Source organism: Micromonospora sp. NPDC093277, assembly GCF_044765245.1.
Lineage (GTDB): Bacteria > Actinomycetota > Actinomycetes > Mycobacteriales > Micromonosporaceae > Micromonospora.
In genome coordinates, this window is sequence record NZ_JBIWJO010000003.1 from 188,194 (window position 1) to 203,918 (window position 15,725).

Annotated in this window: 16 protein-coding genes; 7 read left to right on the forward strand and 9 right to left on the reverse strand. The window is 72.4% G+C overall.

Annotation, left to right across the window (positions count from 1 at the left end; translation table 11 throughout):
* Positions 1–17: 17 nt before the first annotated feature.
* Positions 18–1,373 (reverse strand): UDP-N-acetylglucosamine 1-carboxyvinyltransferase, encoded by a 1,356-nt coding sequence (gene murA / locus ACIRG9_RS08820; protein ID WP_402852363.1) that lies wholly within the window; start codon positions 1,371–1,373, stop codon positions 18–20.
* Between the two features lie 213 nt (positions 1,374–1,586).
* A complete protein-coding gene (gene nadA, locus ACIRG9_RS08825; RefSeq protein WP_402852366.1) occupies positions 1,587–2,762 on the reverse strand; it encodes a quinolinate synthase NadA in 1,176 nt (391 codons plus the stop codon).
* A gap of 44 nt (positions 2,763–2,806) precedes the next feature.
* On the opposite strand from nadA, the gene ACIRG9_RS08830 reads away from it, so the two are divergent.
* The 4 genes from ACIRG9_RS08830 (at position 2,807) to ACIRG9_RS08845 (ending at position 6,244) form a co-directional block, all read left to right on the forward strand.
* The gene (locus ACIRG9_RS08830; RefSeq protein ID WP_402852368.1) at positions 2,807–3,967 is read left to right on the forward strand and encodes a glycerate kinase; all 1,161 of its coding nucleotides are present in this window, start codon (positions 2,807–2,809) and stop codon (positions 3,965–3,967) included.
* Positions 3,968–4,120: 153 nt separating this feature from the next.
* The gene (gene erpA / locus ACIRG9_RS08835; RefSeq protein ID WP_402852371.1) at positions 4,121–4,489 is read left to right on the forward strand and encodes an iron-sulfur cluster insertion protein ErpA; all 369 of its coding nucleotides are present in this window, start codon (positions 4,121–4,123) and stop codon (positions 4,487–4,489) included.
* Positions 4,490–4,709: 220 nt separating this feature from the next.
* Complete coding sequence (locus ACIRG9_RS08840; protein WP_402852374.1) at positions 4,710–5,687, forward strand: carbohydrate kinase family protein; 978 nt, start codon at positions 4,710–4,712, stop codon at positions 5,685–5,687.
* Complete coding sequence (locus ACIRG9_RS08845; RefSeq protein WP_402852377.1) at positions 5,684–6,244, forward strand: AAA family ATPase; 561 nt, start codon at positions 5,684–5,686, stop codon at positions 6,242–6,244. The genes ACIRG9_RS08840 and ACIRG9_RS08845 overlap by 4 nt, the downstream gene beginning before the upstream one ends.
* 18 nt (positions 6,245–6,262) lie before the next feature.
* On the opposite strand, the gene ACIRG9_RS08850 is transcribed toward ACIRG9_RS08845, so the two are convergent.
* Complete coding sequence (locus ACIRG9_RS08850; protein WP_402852380.1) at positions 6,263–8,296, reverse strand: BTAD domain-containing putative transcriptional regulator; 2,034 nt, start codon at positions 8,294–8,296, stop codon at positions 6,263–6,265.
* A gap of 173 nt (positions 8,297–8,469) precedes the next feature.
* On the opposite strand from ACIRG9_RS08850, the gene ACIRG9_RS08855 reads away from it, so the two are divergent.
* Entirely contained in the window at positions 8,470–9,342 is an 873-nt protein-coding gene (locus ACIRG9_RS08855) for a M23 family metallopeptidase (protein ID WP_402852383.1), read from the forward strand.
* A gap of 124 nt (positions 9,343–9,466) precedes the next feature.
* Here the strand turns inward: ACIRG9_RS08855 and ACIRG9_RS08860 are convergent, their stop codons facing one another.
* Both ACIRG9_RS08860 and ACIRG9_RS08865 read right to left on the reverse strand, forming a co-directional pair.
* Positions 9,467–9,697, reverse strand: coding sequence for a sulfurtransferase TusA family protein (locus ACIRG9_RS08860; RefSeq protein ID WP_402852386.1), 231 nt, complete (start codon positions 9,695–9,697; stop codon positions 9,467–9,469).
* Between the two features lie 147 nt (positions 9,698–9,844).
* Positions 9,845–10,996, reverse strand: coding sequence for a cysteine desulfurase family protein (locus tag ACIRG9_RS08865; protein ID WP_402852389.1), 1,152 nt, complete (start codon positions 10,994–10,996; stop codon positions 9,845–9,847).
* Positions 10,997–11,238: 242 nt separating this feature from the next.
* On the opposite strand from ACIRG9_RS08865, the gene coxB reads away from it, so the two are divergent.
* Positions 11,239–12,210 carry a cytochrome c oxidase subunit II gene (gene coxB / locus ACIRG9_RS08870; RefSeq protein WP_402852392.1) on the forward strand — a complete coding sequence of 324 codons (972 nt, stop codon included), beginning with the start codon at positions 11,239–11,241 and terminating at the stop codon, positions 12,208–12,210.
* Positions 12,211–12,220: 10 nt separating this feature from the next.
* Positions 12,221–12,646, forward strand: coding sequence for a cytochrome c oxidase subunit 4 (locus tag ACIRG9_RS08875; RefSeq protein ID WP_402852395.1), 426 nt, complete (start codon positions 12,221–12,223; stop codon positions 12,644–12,646).
* 160 nt (positions 12,647–12,806) lie between these two features.
* On the opposite strand, the gene ACIRG9_RS08880 is transcribed toward ACIRG9_RS08875, so the two are convergent.
* The 4 genes from ACIRG9_RS08880 to ACIRG9_RS08895 all read right to left on the reverse strand — a co-directional run bounded on the left by ACIRG9_RS08880 (position 12,807) and on the right by ACIRG9_RS08895 (position 15,690).
* Positions 12,807–13,022: a hypothetical protein gene (locus ACIRG9_RS08880; RefSeq protein WP_402852398.1), complete on the reverse strand. Its 216-nt coding sequence runs from the start codon at positions 13,020–13,022 to the stop codon at positions 12,807–12,809.
* A gap of 32 nt (positions 13,023–13,054) precedes the next feature.
* Positions 13,055–14,101: an anthranilate phosphoribosyltransferase gene (trpD, locus tag ACIRG9_RS08885; RefSeq protein WP_402852401.1), complete on the reverse strand. Its 1,047-nt coding sequence runs from the start codon at positions 14,099–14,101 to the stop codon at positions 13,055–13,057.
* A 132-nt stretch (positions 14,102–14,233) separates the two neighbouring features.
* Positions 14,234–14,632 (reverse strand): hypothetical protein, encoded by a 399-nt coding sequence (locus ACIRG9_RS08890; RefSeq protein WP_402852404.1) that lies wholly within the window; start codon positions 14,630–14,632, stop codon positions 14,234–14,236.
* An 89-nt stretch (positions 14,633–14,721) separates the two neighbouring features.
* Complete coding sequence (locus ACIRG9_RS08895; RefSeq protein WP_402852407.1) at positions 14,722–15,690, reverse strand: cytochrome c oxidase assembly protein; 969 nt, start codon at positions 15,688–15,690, stop codon at positions 14,722–14,724.
* Positions 15,691–15,725: the final 35 nt, after the last annotated feature.

Below are 15,725 nucleotides of genomic sequence, written 5' to 3' on the forward strand. Positions count from 1 at the left end.
AAAAACTCAGTGTGATGTTACGGACGCTCTACGTGTGCGCCCAGATCCGCCAGCTTGGCCTCGAAGTCCTCGTAGCCGCGGTTGATCAGGTCGACGCCGTACACCCGGGAGGTGCCCTCGGCGGCGAGGGCCGCGATCAGGTGGCTGAAACCGGCGCGCAGGTCCGGGATGACCAGGTCGGCCGCGTGCAGCTTGCTCGGGCCGGCGATCACCGCGGAGTGTTTGAAGTTGCGCCGGCCGAAGCGGCACGGGGTGCCGCCCAGACAGTCCCGGTAGACCTGGATGTTGGCGCCCATCGTGTTCAGCGCCTTGGTGTAGCCCAGCCGCTGCTCGTAGACCGTCTCGTGGACGATCGACAGGCCGCGGGCCTGGGTCAGCGCCACCACGAGCGGCTGCTGCCAGTCGGTCATGAAGCCGGGGTGGACGTCGGTCTCCAGCGCCACCGCGTTCAGCTCGCCGCCCGGGTGCCAGAAGCGGATGCCGCCCTCCTGGCCCGGCTTGCCGGCCCGCGGCGGCCGGAGGTCGGTCACCTCGTACTCGCCGCCGACCGAGCGGAAGATGTTCAGGAAGGTCATCATGTCGGCCTGCTGGGCGCCCAGCACCTCGACGTGACCACGGGTGGCCAGTGCCGCCGCCGCCCAGCTCGCCGCCTCGATCCGGTCCGGGATCGGCCGGTGGGTGTAGCCGCTGAGCCGCTTCACGCCCTGGATCTCGATCACCCGGTCGGTGTGCACCTTGATGATCGCGCCCATCTTCTGCAGGACGCAGATCAGGTCGATGATCTCCGGCTCGACCGCCGCGTTGCGCAGCTCGGTGACGCCCTCGGCCATCACCGCGGTCAGCAGCACCTGCTCGGTGGCGCCCACACTCGGGTACGGCAGGGCGAACTTGGTGCCGTGCAGCCCGTTCGGGGCGGACAGGTGCAGCCCCTCCGGCCGCTTCTCGACCGTCGCGCCGAACTCCCGCAGCGCCTGCAGGTGGAAGTCGATCGGACGCGGACCGATGTGGCAGCCGCCCAGGTCCGGGATGAAGGCGTGGCCGAGCCGGTGCAGCAGCGGGCCGCAGAACAGGATCGGGATCCGGCTGGACCCCGCGTGCACGTTGATCTGGTCGGTGCTGGCGCTCTCGACGTTGGACGGGTCGAGAATGAGCTCGCCGTCCTCGTCGCCGTCGCTCACCTTGACCCCGTGCAGGTGGAGCAGCCCGCGGACCACCTCGACATCCCGTATCCGCGGCACGTCGAACAGTCGGCTGGGGGTGTCGCCCAACAGGGCGGCGACCATCGCCTTGGACACGAGGTTCTTCGCGCCGCGCACGCGGATCCGCCCTTGAAGCGGAGTGCCTCCGTGTACGACCAGGACGTCGTCGGTCAACGCAACCTCCAGCGCGTTGGTGCTGCCGTGTAGATGATGGGGTCCACGATCTGCATCGCTACCCGGAATGCGGCCACGGGTAAACGGCCCGCGTAAGTCGTCGCCCCGGCAGCATAGCCCTCCGTTACGAAAATGGAATCGGTCACATCACCAGCGAGGGCACGAACCGGGGTGTCCGGTACGTTTCCGTGCCAGTGATGTGACCGAGGGTGATCAGGCGCCGGGGAGGGCGAGCATCTGGTCCAGCGCGGTCCGGGCGTGGCGCGCGGTGTCCGGGTCGACGGTGATCTGGTTGACCACGCGGCCGGCGACCAGCTCCTCCAGGGCCCACACCAGGTGCGGCAGATCGATCCGGTTCATCGTCGAGCAGTAGCAGACCGCCTTGTCCAGGAACATGATCTGCTTGTCGGGGTGGGCCAGCGCCAGCCGGCGGACCAGGTTCAGCTCGGTGCCGACCGCCCACGCCGAGCCGGCCGGAGCCGCCTCGATGGTCTTGATGATGTATTCGGTGGAGCCGACGAAGTCGGCGGCGGTGACCACCTCGTGCCGGCACTCCGGGTGGACCAGCACGTTGACCCCCGGCACCCGCTCCCGGACGTCGTTGACGCTGTCCAGGGTGAACCGGCCGTGCACCGAGCAGTGCCCGCGCCACAGGATCATCTTCGCGTCGCGGAGCTGCTCGGGGGTGAGCCCGCCGTTCGGCTTGTGCGGGTCGTAAAGGACGCAGTCGTCCAGCGAGAAGCCCATCTCCAGCACCGCCGTGTTGCGGCCCAGGTGCTGGTCGGGCAGGAAGAGCACCTTCCGCCCCTGCTCGAATGCCCAGTCCAGCGCCCGCTTGGCGTTCGAGGAGGTGCAGACCACGCCGCCGTGCCGGCCGACGAAGCCCTTGATGTCGGCCGAGGAGTTCATGTACGTCACCGGGACGGTCTCCGCCGCGATGCCCAGCTCGGTCAGCACGTCCCAGGCGGTCTCGACCTGCGACAGCACCGCCATGTCGGCCATCGAGCAGCCGGCGGCGAGGTCGGGCAGGATCACCCGCTGGCGGTCCGAGGTGAGGATGTCCGCGCTCTCGGCCATGAAGTGCACGCCGCAGAAGACGATGTGCTCGGCATCGGGGCGGGCCGCCGCCTCGCGGGCCAGCTTGAACGAGTCGCCGGTCACGTCGGCGAACTGGATCACCTCGTCGCGCTGGTAGTGGTGGCCCAGCACGAAGACCTTCGTGCCGAGCGCGGCCTTGGCCGCCGCCGCCCGGGCCACCAGGTCCGGGTCGCTGGGGGCGGGAAGGTCACCCGGACACTCCACGCCACGCTCGGTGGCGGGATCGCTGCCGCGGCCGAGAAGCAGCAGCGCAGTGGCGGTGTTGGAGGGCTCAACCCAGGTGGAAGTCACGCCTCCCATCGTTCCACAGCCCGACCGGCTCGAAGCCGCCGACGATGTGGCCTGCCACACTGCTCGGCATGCGCGTGCTGCTCTGCCCGGACAAGTTCGCCGGCACGCTGCCGGCCCAGGAGGTGGCCGCCGCGGTGGCCGAGGGTTGGCGGGAGGTCGCCCCTGGCGACGAGCTGCTGATCCGGCCGCTCGCCGACGGCGGCCCCGGTTTCGTCGCGGTGCTCGCCGAGGCGCTCGGCGGGCGGCGGCTGCCGGTGCCCACCGTCGACCCGCTCGGCCGGCCCGCCACCGGTGAGATCCTGCTCACCGACGACGGCACCGCGTACCTGGAGAGCGCCCAGGCGTGCGGGCTGCACCTGCTGTCGGCCGCCGAACGCGACCCGAAGGCCACCACCTCTTACGGGCTGGGGCTGCTGGTGACCGCCGCGGTCGAGGCGGGGGCGCGGACCGTGGTGATCGGGCTGGGCGGCTCCGCCACCAACGACGGGGGCGCCGGCATGCTCACCCCGCTGGGCGTCACCGCCCTGGACGAGGCCGGGCAGGCCCTGCCGTACGGCGGGGCGGCGCTGGCCGCGGTGGCCGCGCTGGACGGCGCACCCCGGCTCCGCGGCACCGCCCTGGTCGCCGCCACCGACGTCGACAACCCGCTGCTCGGGCTGCACGGCGCCAGCAACGTGTACGGCCCGCAGAAGGGCGCCAGCCGGTCCGACGTCCTGCTGCTCGACGCGGCGCTGGAACGCTGGGCCGGTCTGCTGGAGCGCGACCTGCCCGGCTGCCCGCCGGGGCTCGGCACGCTGCCCGGCGGCGGTGCGGCGGGCGGGCTCGGCGCGGCCATCCTCGCCCTCGGCGGCCGGGCCGAGTCCGGCATCGGGCTGGTCACCCGGGCCATCGGGCTGGACGCCGCGCTCGACACCGCCGATCTGGTGATCACGGGGGAGGGGTCCTTCGACCACCAGTCGTTGCGCGGCAAGGTCGTGGCCGGGGTGGCCGGGGCCGCCCGGGACCGGGGCCTGCCGTGCGTGGTCGTGGCGGGACGGGCGAGCACCGGGCGGCGGGAGGCCGCCGCGGCCGGCGTGACCGAGACGCACAGCCTGGTGGAGCACTTCGGCGGCGAGGAGAACGACGGGTTGGAGGCGGCACTGGGCCGGCCCGCCGAGGGGCTGCGCGCGCTCGGCGCCCGGCTGGCCCGGCAGTGGAGCCGCTGAACGGCCCCGGGTGTTTCCCGCCACGAGTCGCGGCACCTGGGGTGACTTCCGCCCGGGCGGCGTACGATCGGATCTGGACCACACCGGGAATGACTGGGCGACGGGAGATGTTGGCCAGTGCGTCCGGACCCACACGCGCAGGGAGATTTCCACGTGACCACGCCAGCGCAGACCGAGTCGACCGAGGCCAAGGCCCCCAGCACCGTCGTCCTCACCGACGTCGCGGCGCAGAAGGTCAAGGCCCTGATCGAGCAGGAAGGCCGCGACGACCTGCGGCTCCGGGTCGCTGTGCAGCCGGGCGGCTGCTCCGGCCTGCGATACCAGCTCTTCTTCGACGAGCGGTCGCTCGACGGTGACATCGTCACCGGCTTCGACGGTGTCGAGGTCGTCGTCGACCGGATGAGCGCGCCCTACCTGGCCGGTGCGACCATCGACTTCGCCGACCGGATCGACGCGCAGGGCTTCACCATCGACAACCCGAACGCGGGCAACTCCTGCGCCTGCGGCGACTCGTTCAGCTGAGTCGACGCCGGGGCGGCCCGCACCGGGCCGACGGCTGACATACCCGACAACGGCGGGACCGCACCTCACCAGGCGGTCCCGCCGTTGCGTTCTTTCAACGGGTGTACCCGCGGTGACAACGGGATGTGCGGCCGACAACCGGTTGTCGACCGAGGCCGTACAGCTGTGCGGGGCGACCGGTAGGCTGACCGGCGCCGTGCTCCCGACCCCGAGGGTTGACATGAAGATCGCCGTGACCGGCTCGATCGCCACCGACCATCTGATGAGCTTCCCCGGCCGCTTCGCCGACCAACTCATCGCCGACCAGCTGCACAAGGTGTCGCTGTCGTTCCTCGTCGACGACCTGGTGCTGCGCCGGGGCGGGGTGGCCGCCAACATCGCCTTCGGCATGGCCCAGCTCGGGCTGCACCCGGTGCTGCTCGGTGCGGTCGGCGCCGACTTCGCCGACTACCGGTCCTGGCTGGAGCGGCACGGCGTGGACTGCGACTCGGTGCACATCAGCGAGGTGGCGCACACCGCGCGCTTCGTCTGCACCACCGACACCGACATGTGCCAGATCGCCTCGTTCTACGCGGGCGCGATGAGTGAGGCCCGCAACATTGAGTTGGCCCCGGTGGCGGAACGGCTGGGCGGCCTCGACATGGTGCTGGTCGGCGCCAACGACCCGGAGGCGATGATCCGGCACTCGGAGGAGTGCCGGGAGCGCGGTTACCGGTTCGTCGCCGACCCGTCCCAGCAGCTCGCCCGGATGGACGGCGAGCACGTCCTCGGGCTGATCGACGGCGCCGACTTCCTGATGACCAACGACTACGAGAAGTCGCTGCTGCTGAGCAAGGCGGGTCTCACCGACGCGCAGCTCCTGGACCGGGTCAAGGTCCGGGTCACCACGCTGGGCAAGGACGGCGCGGAGATCGCCGGCCGGGACTTCGACACCATCCACGTGCCGATCGCCCGGGAGATCCAGGCGGTCGACCCGACCGGCGTGGGCGACGGCTTCCGGGCCGGTTTCTTCGCCGCCCTGTCCTGGGGCCTGGGCCTGGAACGCGCCGCCCAGGTCGGCTCGCTGCTGGCCACCCTGGTGCTGGAGACCGTCGGCACCCAGGAGTACCAGGTCCGCCGGGACCTCTTCGTCAAGCGGCTCGCCGAGTCGTACGGGGACGCGGCCGCCGAGGATGTCCGGCCGCACCTGCTGCCGTGACCTCCGGCGTACCCGGCCCGGGCGGCACGGTGGATCCGGGCGCGGTCCGGGCCGGCGCCGACGGCCCGCTGCTGGTCGCCTTCGCCGGGCTGCCGGGAGTGGGCAAGAGCACCCTCGCCGCCCGGGTCGGTACCGCGCTGGGCGCCCCGGTCCTGCCAGTCGACCCGGTGGAACGCGCCCTCGGCCGGTACGGCCTGGTCGGTGACGTGCCCGGGATGGCCGCGTACGGCGCGGTCGCCGGGCTCGCCGAGGTGCAGCTCAAGCTCGGGCTGAGCGTAGTGGTGGACGCGGTCAACCCGGTGGCCAGCGCCCGCGGCCTCTGGCACGACCTGGCCGAGCGGGCCGGGGTGCCGCTGCGGGTGATCGAGGTGCACTGCGGGGACGAGGCGGAACACCGCCGCCGGGTCGAGGCCCGCCTGCCCGACGGGGAGTTTCCCACCTGGGAGCAGACCCTCGTCCGCCGCGCCGAGTACGAACCGATCATCGGCCCCCGCCTGGTCGTGGACAGCGCCGTCGCCATCGACCCCCTCCCCGCCATCCTCACCTACCTCCACTGACCCACCGGGGCGCGGGGGTCAGCCGGGGCGGCTCATCTCGTCCTCGACGGTGGAGTGCAGCCGCCGAGCCTCGGCCAGATACGCGTCGCCGAGCCGTCCCCGCCCGGCCTCCTGGTGCAGCTCGCCGAGACGCCGGGCGGCCTGCCCCTGGCCGCGGCGGTCACCGATCTGTTCGAAGATCTCCAACGCCCGGCTGAGCCTGCTGATCGCCGCGTCGCCGTGCTCCAGTTCGGCCAGGTCACTGAGGCAGTAGGCCTGGCCGTGCGCGTCGCCGATGGCAGTGAACCGGTCGAGCGCGGCGGTGAAGCAGCCGCGGGCGGTCGCTGCCTCGTTGAGCCGCACCCGGACCAGCCCGAGCCGGTGCAACAGGTGTGCGACCCGGTGCTGGTCGTCCACTTCGGCCGCGAGCGGCAGGCCGGCGTTCAGCGAGCGGAGTGCTTCCGCCGGGTTCCGTCGGGCCAGCCACACCAGGGCCAGCGCGCCGTGCACGTACGCCTGGCCGTGCCGGTCGCCGACCGCATGGTAGGAGGCCAGCGCCTGCCGGTAGCAGTCGTATGCGGCGTCGTGGTCGCCGCGCAGCCGGTGCACCGATCCCAGCCCGGCCAGGGCGCCCGCCTCGCCGTATGTGTTGCCGAGCCGGGCGTACGCCAGCCGGGCCCGGCTGAACGCCTCGGCCGCGGCCCCGTACTGATCGCGGTACAGGTGCAGTTGCCCGAGACCGCGCAGGCTCACCGCCTCGCCGAGCAGGTCACCCCTGCGCCGGCAGACGTCGAGCGCGGCGCGGTGGGTCTGCTCCCACTCGGCGGTGTGGCCGCCGAGGTCGCACCAGGGCAGCATGGCGTGCGCGAACTCCCAGGCCAGTTCCGAGCGGCCCAGCCGAGCGGCGAGGTCGACGGCGGTGAGCAGCGCCTGCCGTTCGACGGTGAACCAGGCGACCGCGTCCTTGGTCAGCTCGGCCGCGGCCGGTACCGGCCAGCGGTCCGCGACGCTCAGCCCCGGGCCGAAGATCTGTGCCGGCAGACCCCGCGCGGCCCGTCCGGCCAGGTCCAGGTAGCCGCCGAGGACCCGGCACAGCATCGCCTCGTCGACCGGTTCGGGCAGCTCCGGCGCCAGCAGGCTGGCCACGATCAACAGCCGGAACCGGGGCTGCCCCAGCTCGTCGCGGTCGACCCGGCGCACCAGCCGGCCCTGCTCCAGGTCGTCCAGCACGTCCTGGGCGTCGTTCCGGTCGAGCAGGGCCGCCGCCACCCAGCCGGGTGCCGGTCCGAGGTTGAGCAGGGCGAGCCCGCGCAGCACCGCGGCCGCGGCGGCGTCCAGCCGCGCCGATCCGGACGGGCCCGCCCGTTCGTCCTGGTCCAGCAGGCTGCGGTGCAACCGGCGGAGCGGTTCGCTGGGCTCGATGCCCAGCCCTTCGACCAGGAACCGGCGGGCGCTGGAGTACGTCGACAGTGCCTCCGCCCGGCGGCCGGTCGCCTCGAGCGCGGTGACCAGCAGCCGCCAGGCCTCCTCCCGCAACGGGTCCTCGGTCACCAGTGCCCGCAGGTCGGTGATCGCCCCGGCCGGATCGCCGGACTCGATGCGTACCCGGGCTCGCCGCTCACGGAGCAGCCGCCAGCGTTCGACCAGGCGTTCCACCTCGGGCCGCCACAGCGGCGGATGCGGCAGGTTCTCGACGGGCTCGCCCCGCCACAGCGCCAGTGCGGCGTCCAGCCGGGCCGGGTCGGTGGCCCGGTCGTACTCGTCGAAGCGGACCAGGTCGAGTTCGGCGGGACCCAGCAGCAGGCGGTACCCGGGCGGCTGCCGGCAGAGCCGGGCCGCACCGAGGTGGCTACGCAGGGCGTGGACGTACGTGTGGACGTTGGCCACCGCCGAGCGGGGCGGTTTCCGCGGCCACAGCACCTCGATCAGATGCTCCACCGCGACCGTGCGGTGGTTGCGGAGGGCGAGCGTGGCGAGCAGCTGGCGGGGCTTGACGCCGGCCAACGGGATGGGAACGCCGTCGCGCAGCAACTCCAGTGGGCCGAGTACGCGCAGCTCAAGTCCGTCCGGCATCGCCACACCGCCCGCGATCGATGATCGTCTTTGGCGATGCTACGCGGAGGCGACCGGGCGGGGCCAGTGGTGACAGCCGGTCGGACGTTGATCGATTGTAGGAAATGTGGAGTGCGGCTGAAGGGGGCCGGGCCAGGCTGGTGATCCAGAGTACCTAGGGAGAGGACGGCTAGATGCGAATACGTCATCTGCTGCGGGCCGTGAGCGCCTTCGTCATCGGTGTCGCGGGGACCCTGCTGATCGCGAGCCCGGCGCACGCCGCGCCGGCGTTCCAGCTCCCCTTCCCGTGCGGGCAGACGTGGCAGGGAAACAGCAGCAACAGCAGCGCCCACGTGTCCTGGGAGATCGACTTCAACCGAGGCTCCACCGCGACCGCGGATCTCGGTGACACCGTGCTGGCCGCGGCCGCCGGAACGGTCGAGGTCTCCGCGCACCAGGGCAGCACCAACGGGTACGGCAACCTGATCGTGATCAATCACGGCAGCGGGTACTACACGTACTATGCGCACCTGGACAAGCGCGCGGTGGTCGCCGGGCAGTCGGTTCTGCGGGGCCAGGCGATCGGGGCGGTCGGCAACACCAGCAAACCGGGCAACAACATCTCCCCGCACCTGCACTACGAGGTGCGCTACCCGGACCGTTCCCAGTCGCACATCATCAAGGCCGTCTTCAACGGCGCCACCTTCTCCTACGGGAGCGCCTCGGTGAGCAGCAAGAACTGTGCCACCTCGTACGACCCGGCCGAGGTGTGCGGCAGCGGATTCGAGGTCATCGACTCGGCGAAGCTCGGTTCGGCCGGCACCGCCAACCTGCTGTGGAAGGGCTCGACCAGCCAGAACTGCGTGGTCACCCTGAAGATGGCGAACGTCGGCACGGCCACCGCCACGACCGCCTTCCTCGAGCCGCAGGGCTCGTCGAGAACGACGGACTCCGGCAACTTCTCGTACTACGCGGGACCGGTGATCCGTTCCTCGCCGGACTGCGTGAAGTGGGGCGGCAGCACCGGCGGCTCCAGCTACACCTCCGCGGTGGAACACTGCGGCTGAGCCCTCCCGCGTTGACCGACAGCGTTGACCAACGCGTTGACCCACAGCGTTGATCAAGAGGTTTGCGTCGTGCCGCCCGCCGGTTCGCGACGCAAACCTCTTGACCAACTGGGAGGGGCAGGGGTCACTGGGTGCGGCGGACGTCGTAGGCGGGGGAGGGGGTGGGGTGGGCGGCGACGAAGTCCTGGCCGCGCATGCGGCACCAGGCGGGGATGTCGACGGCGGCGGCCGGGTCGTCGGCGAGCACCCGGACCACCGCGCCGACCGGTAGTTCGGGCAGCCGGCGGGCCAGGTTGATCACCGGCAGTGGGCAGCGTTGGCCCCGGCAGTCCAGGATCTCGTCCGGTTCGCTCACGCCGCCGCCTCGCTCCGCTCCCCGGCGGCGCGAGGCGCCACGCTACTGAGCCTGATGGTTCGCTCGCTCCGCTCGCTCACGCCACCGCCTCGCTCCGCTCCCCGGCGGCGCGAGGCGCCACGCTACCGAGCCTGATGGTTCGCTCGCTCACAGTCCGGTGACCCCCGCCTCGGCGCGCAGGTCGGCGACGATCCCGGGCAGCTCGGCGAGGAAGCGGTCCACGTCGGCCTCGGTGATGTCCCGGTGCAGCGACACCCGGACATTGCCGTGCGACAGCACCCCCATCGCCTCCAGCACGTGCGACGGCCGCAGCGTCGACGAGGTGCAGGAGGAGCCGGAGGAGACCGCGAAGCCCCGCCGGTCCAGCGCCTGCAGCAGCGCCTCGCCGTCCAGGTAGAGACAGGAGAAGGTGACCAGGTGGGGGAGGCGGTCCACGGGGTCGCCGACCACCTCCACGTCCGGCACCTCGGCCGCCACGCGGGCCCGGATCCGGTCCACCAGCGGTGCCAGCCGGGCCGTCTCGGCCGCCGCGTCGGCCGCCGCCGCGCGCAGGCTCGCCGCCGCGGCCACCACCGCCGGCAGGTTGAGCACCCCCGGGGTACGCCCCGACTCCCGCTCGTCGGCGGGGAACGGCGACTCCCAGCGGGTGCCCTTGCGGACCACCAGCAGCCCGACGCCGGGCGGCCCGCCCCACTTGTGCGCGCTCGCGGTCAGCACCGACCAGCCGGCCGGCAGCGGCGCCCGGCCGACCAGTTGCGCCGCGTCGACGTACAGCGGCACCCCCGCCTCGGCGCACGCCTCGGCCGCCGCCGGCACCGGCTGCACCGTGCCCACCTCGTGACTGGCCCCGATCAGGGCCGCCAGGGCCACCCCCGGGGCGGCCACCGCCGCCGTCCAGGCGTCCAGGTCCAGCCGGCCGAGCCGGTCCACCGGTACGGAGACCGCGTCGCCGCCGACGGACACGTGCCGCTCCGCGGCGTGCAGCACCGCGGAGTGCTCGATCGCGGAGTGCACCAGGGTCGCCCCGACCCGGCGCCGCCCGGCCAGGCCACCCAGCACGGCGGCGTGCGCCGCGGCCGTACCGCTGGGGGTGAAGGAGAGTTCGTCGGCGCGGACGCCGAGCGCCTGCGCGGCGGCCTCGCGGGCGGCGTCGAGCAGCTGGCGGGCCCGGCGGGCCTGGGTGTAGAGCCTGCCGGGGTCGGCCCAGCCGTCGTCGAGCGCGGCGAGCAGCGCCTGCCGCGCGACCGGATGCAGCGGGGCGGCGCTGGCCGCGTCCAGGTATACCGGGGATGTGCTCACGCCGCCGCCTCGCTTCGCTCCCCGGCGGCGCGAGGCGCCACGCCACTGAGCCTGATGGTTCGCTCGCTCACGAGGGCCGACGCTATCGCGCCCGCCCCTCGGCGGGAGCCCCGATGGGGGCGGAGAGTGACCCCAAGACGGTCTGTCCCGTCATGGTCGAGTAATCTGCGACCGTCGGTGACGCCTTTGCCGTGGGTACTGGAGGAAACAGCCACCGCGGCGCGCTAGGGAGGCAGGACCAGGTGGTCGCAAGGAGTTCGGAGGTACGGCCGTCAGCCGTACGGCACAGCGCTTCCCCAGGAGCCGGTGGACGCCGGCGGCGTGGTGCTGGTCGGCTCGCCGGGCTCGGTCTCGGCGGAGCCGCGCTGCTGGTTCTGCTCACCGGCTGCGACGTCGGCAAGACGTTCGACGGTTTCGGGTGGCCGCAGGGCGGCATCACCCCGCAGTCGCACCGGATGTACGACCTGTGGATCGCGTCCTGCATCGCGGCGCTCGCGGTCGGCGTCTTCGTCTGGGGCCTGATCTTCTGGTGCGTGATCCGCTACCGGAAGCGCGGCAACGAGCTGCCGGTGCAGACCCGCTACAACCTGCCGATGGAGTTCCTCTACACCATCGCGCCGATCCTCGTGGTCTCCGTGCTGTTCTACTACACGGCGGTCGTGCAGACCGGCGTGGACAAGACCACGAAGAACCCCGACGTGACCGTCGAGGTCGTCGCCTTCAAGTGGAACTGGCAGTTCAACTACCGCGACGGCCAGGGCCCCGACGCCAAGACCGTCGCCTCGGTCCTCGGCACCAGCGACGTCATCCCGGTGCTGGTCCTGCCCACCGGCAAGTCCATCCGGTTCGAGGAGACCAGCCGCGACGTCATCCACTCCTTCTGGGTGCCGGAGCTGCTCTTCAAGCGCGATGTCATGCCGGGCAACGTCCGCAACGTCTTCGAGGTCACCAGCCTCGACCAGGAGGGCGCGTACGTCGGCCGCTGCGCCGAGCTGTGCGGCACCTACCACGCCTTCATGAACTTCGAGCTGCGGGTCGTCTCGCCGCAGGAGTACGACCAGTTCCTGACGGAGAAGAAGGCCGGCAAGTCGACGCAGGACGCGCTCAGGGCGATCGGCAAGGAGCCGTACGCCGAGAAGACCAAGCCGTTCGACACCCGGCGCGCCAAGAACAACTTCAACCCGTCCGACGCGTCGGCCGGCGCGGGAAGCTGAGGGATCCGGCATGAAGACCGAGTGGCGAATCTTCCTGATCGTCGCGACGTTCCTCCTCGGCGTCGCCATCCTCTACGGCGCCTGGACGCAGGGCGAGAGCGGCCGGATCGAGTGGGTCGGCACGGTGGCGCTGCTGCTGTCGTTCCTGCTCTGCTCGATGTGCGGCGGCTTCTTCTGGTTCATCTCCCGGCGTATCGACCTGCGTCCGGAGGACCGGCCGGACGGCGAGATCGCCGACGGCGCGGGCGAGGTCGGCTTCTTCAGCCCGGGCAGCTACTGGCCGTTCGGCCTGGCCCTGGCCGCCGCGATCGCCGGCACGGGGCTGGTCTTCTGGCAGATGTGGCTGCTGGGCGCGGGCCTGGTCGCGGTCATCTTCGCCGCCTGCGGCCTGCTCTTCGAGTACTACTCCGGCACCCGCCGAACCGCCGAGCACTGAGCTGACGGCCACACCGTGAGGCCCGCCTCCCATCGGGGAGGCGGGCCTCATGTGTACGTCCTGTGGTGGCTTCAGCTCGGCTGGCGCCGAGCGCCGCGGCGCGAACCTGGAGCTGCCGGGTCCCGTCGTGCCGTCGCCCGGCGGGCGGGCGCGGGAGGGGTCAGGCGGCGCGGCGTCGGGCCGGTCGGCGGCCGGGGCGCGGGGCGCGCACGGCGAAGCCGGCGATCAGCAGCCCCGCGCCGCAGCCGGTGCAGGCCAGCTCGGACCACTCCGGCTCACCGTGTCCGACGCCACGCAGCGACCCGTCGACGGGGGGCGGCGTCTCGAAGAGCATGACGCCCTGGCAGATGTCGCAGTAGAGCTCGCGGTCCGACACGGTGTCTCCTCTCGCCTGACCGGCCGTGCCGGTCAGAGGGAGCGGCCGACCTCGAGCCACCGGTCGAGGACACTGGCCGCGGCCCCGGAGTCGATCGACTCGGCCGCCCGGGCCAGGCCGGCCCGCAGCGCCTCGTGCAGGTCGCCGTCGAGCGGGCCCTGGGTGGCCAGCGCCGCCGCGGTGTTCACCAGCACCGCGTCCCGGACCGGGCCGGTCTCACCGGCCAGCAGCCGGCGGGCCACGCCGGCGTTGTACGTGGCGTCCCCACCGCGCAGATCGGCCAGGGTGGCCCGGGGTATCCCCAGCTCCGTCGCGTCCACCAGCGCCTCCCTGACGGTGCCCTGCTGGGCCACCCAGACGCGGGTCGGTGCGGCGGTGGTGAACTCGTCCAGCCCGTCCTCGCCGCGCATCACGATCGCGGAGTCGCCGCGGGCCGCGAAGACGGCCGCCATCACCGGCGCCATCCGCAGGTCGAAGCAGCCGACCGCGCCGGCCCGGGGGCGGGCCGGGTTGGTCAGCGGGCCGAGGAAGTTGAAGAAGGTGGGTACGCCGACCTCTCGGCGGACCGGTCCGGCGTGGCGCATCCCCGGGTGGAACCGGGCCGCGAAGCAGAATCCGATGCCGGCTTCCGCCACGCACCGGGCCACCTGCTCGGGCGTCAGGTCAAGCGGTACGCCGAGGTGTTCCAACAGGTCGGCGGTGCCGCACGAGGAAGAGGCGGCCCGGTTGCCGTGCTTGACCACCTGCACGCCGGCCCCGGCCACCACCAGCGCGGTCATCGTGGAGATGTTGACCGTGTGCGCGAGGTCGCCGCCGGTACCGACCACGTCGAGCGCGGTGGCGCGTACCTCGTCGGGGAGTTCGACCTCGACGGACCGGCCGAGCATCGCCTCCACCAGGCCGGCCAGCTCGGCCGGGGTCTCGCCCTTGGCGCGCAGCGCCACCGCGAAGCCGGCCACCTGCGCCGGGCTGGCCGAGCCGGTCATGATCTCGTCCATCGCCCAGGCGGTGTCGGCGGTGGCGAGTTCCTCGCCGCGCAGCAGCGCGTTGATCAGCAGTGGCCAGGTCCGTTCGCCCATGGGGGGCCTCCCGAGCGGGGCGTGGAATGCGGGGTGGCGGCCTTCGTCCGGTCCCGAGCGCCGCCCGGCGGCCGGATCATGGCCTAAGCGTCGGCGCCACGGCCGCGCTGCCGTGGCGCCGAGTGGGCCGGCTCAGGCCGTGGCGTGCGTACGCCGCAGCAGGTCGGCGACGGTGGTGCCGGTGGTCACCGGGTCGAGCGGGTGGGCCAGCGTGGCGTCGACCTCGGCGTACGCGGCCAGCCAGCGGTCGGCGGCGCGGGCGAGCACCACGCAGGTCGGCGGGGCGTCGTCCCGGTCGTCCTTGATCTGGCGGGCGATGCCGATGCCGCCGCCCGGGGTCGCCTCGCCGTCGAGCAGGAGCAGATCGATCTCGTAGTCGTCGACGAGCCGGACGCACTCGGCGTAGTCGGAGGCCTCGACGAACTCGATCTCGAGCCCGGGCGCGGGCCGGGTACCGACCGCGAGTCGCATCCGGTCGCGGACCTTCGGATCGTCGCTGTAGAGCAGGACGGTGTAAAGACGCTCACTCATTCCGGCACTCCCACTTCGTAGCTGCCCGCTGATCGTAGCGGGCGTCACAGCCGGTGGACGGCCCGGCCTGGCGTACCCCCGCGGGGAGCTCAACCGGCGGCCTGCGCGGCCCGCTCGAGAGCCTCCTGGCGGTCCAGTTCGCGGTCCAACCGGCGGGCCTCGCGCTCGGACTGTTTGATCCACTGGACGACGAGCACGGCCAGCATGGTGACGCTGACGAACTCTCCGCCGGCCCAGAGCACGCCGCCGGCCACCACCTGGTCGTTCTTCGGGTCCGACCAGGCCAGTTGCAGCGACGGGTACCAGTCGCCGCCGAACAGGGTGGTGCTCTGCATGATCGTGAGCCCGAGCACGGTGTGGAACGGCACCGAGAGCAACATCAGCAGCGCCCGGGCCGGGTACGGCCAGCGGCCGGGCAGCGGGTCCAGGCCGAGCAGCGGCCAGAAGAAGACGCAGCCGGTCGCGATGAAGTGGGCGTGCACCAGCTCGTGCGCCCATTCGTGCTGCAGCGTGTAGTGGTAGAGGTCGGTGAAGTACAGCGCGAACGGGTTCACCACGAAGATGGCGAACGCGACCAGCGGGAAGCTGTAGATCCGGACGATCCGGCTGTGCACGATCGCCAGCAGCCGCTTGCGGGGCCGCACCGGGAGGGTGCGCAGGGCGAGCGTCACCGGGGCGCCCAGCGCCAGGAAGATCGGCGCGACCATGGACAGCACCATGTGCTGCACCATGTGCACCGACAGCAGCGTGGTGTCGTACGCGCCCAGCCCGCTGAGCGTGACCGCCGCGATGCCGCCCAGACCGGGAACGAGGAAGCACACCGTCCGGATCACCGGCCAGCGGTCGCCGCGCAGCCGCAGCCGGTACACGCCGTACAGGTAGAGGCCGGCTGCGAGCAGCAGCCCGAGGGTGAGCCAGCTGTTCAGCTGGGTCTCGGTGAGGATCCGGGCGACGGTGAAGGGCGGCGGGACAGTCGTACCTCCCGCCGCCAGGATCTCCGGAGCGACGGGCGACGGAGCGACCGTGATGGCGGTGAAGATCGGATCGGCGTGCAGCACGCTTTTCAGGGTAGGTCAGGCGAAGCGGACGACCC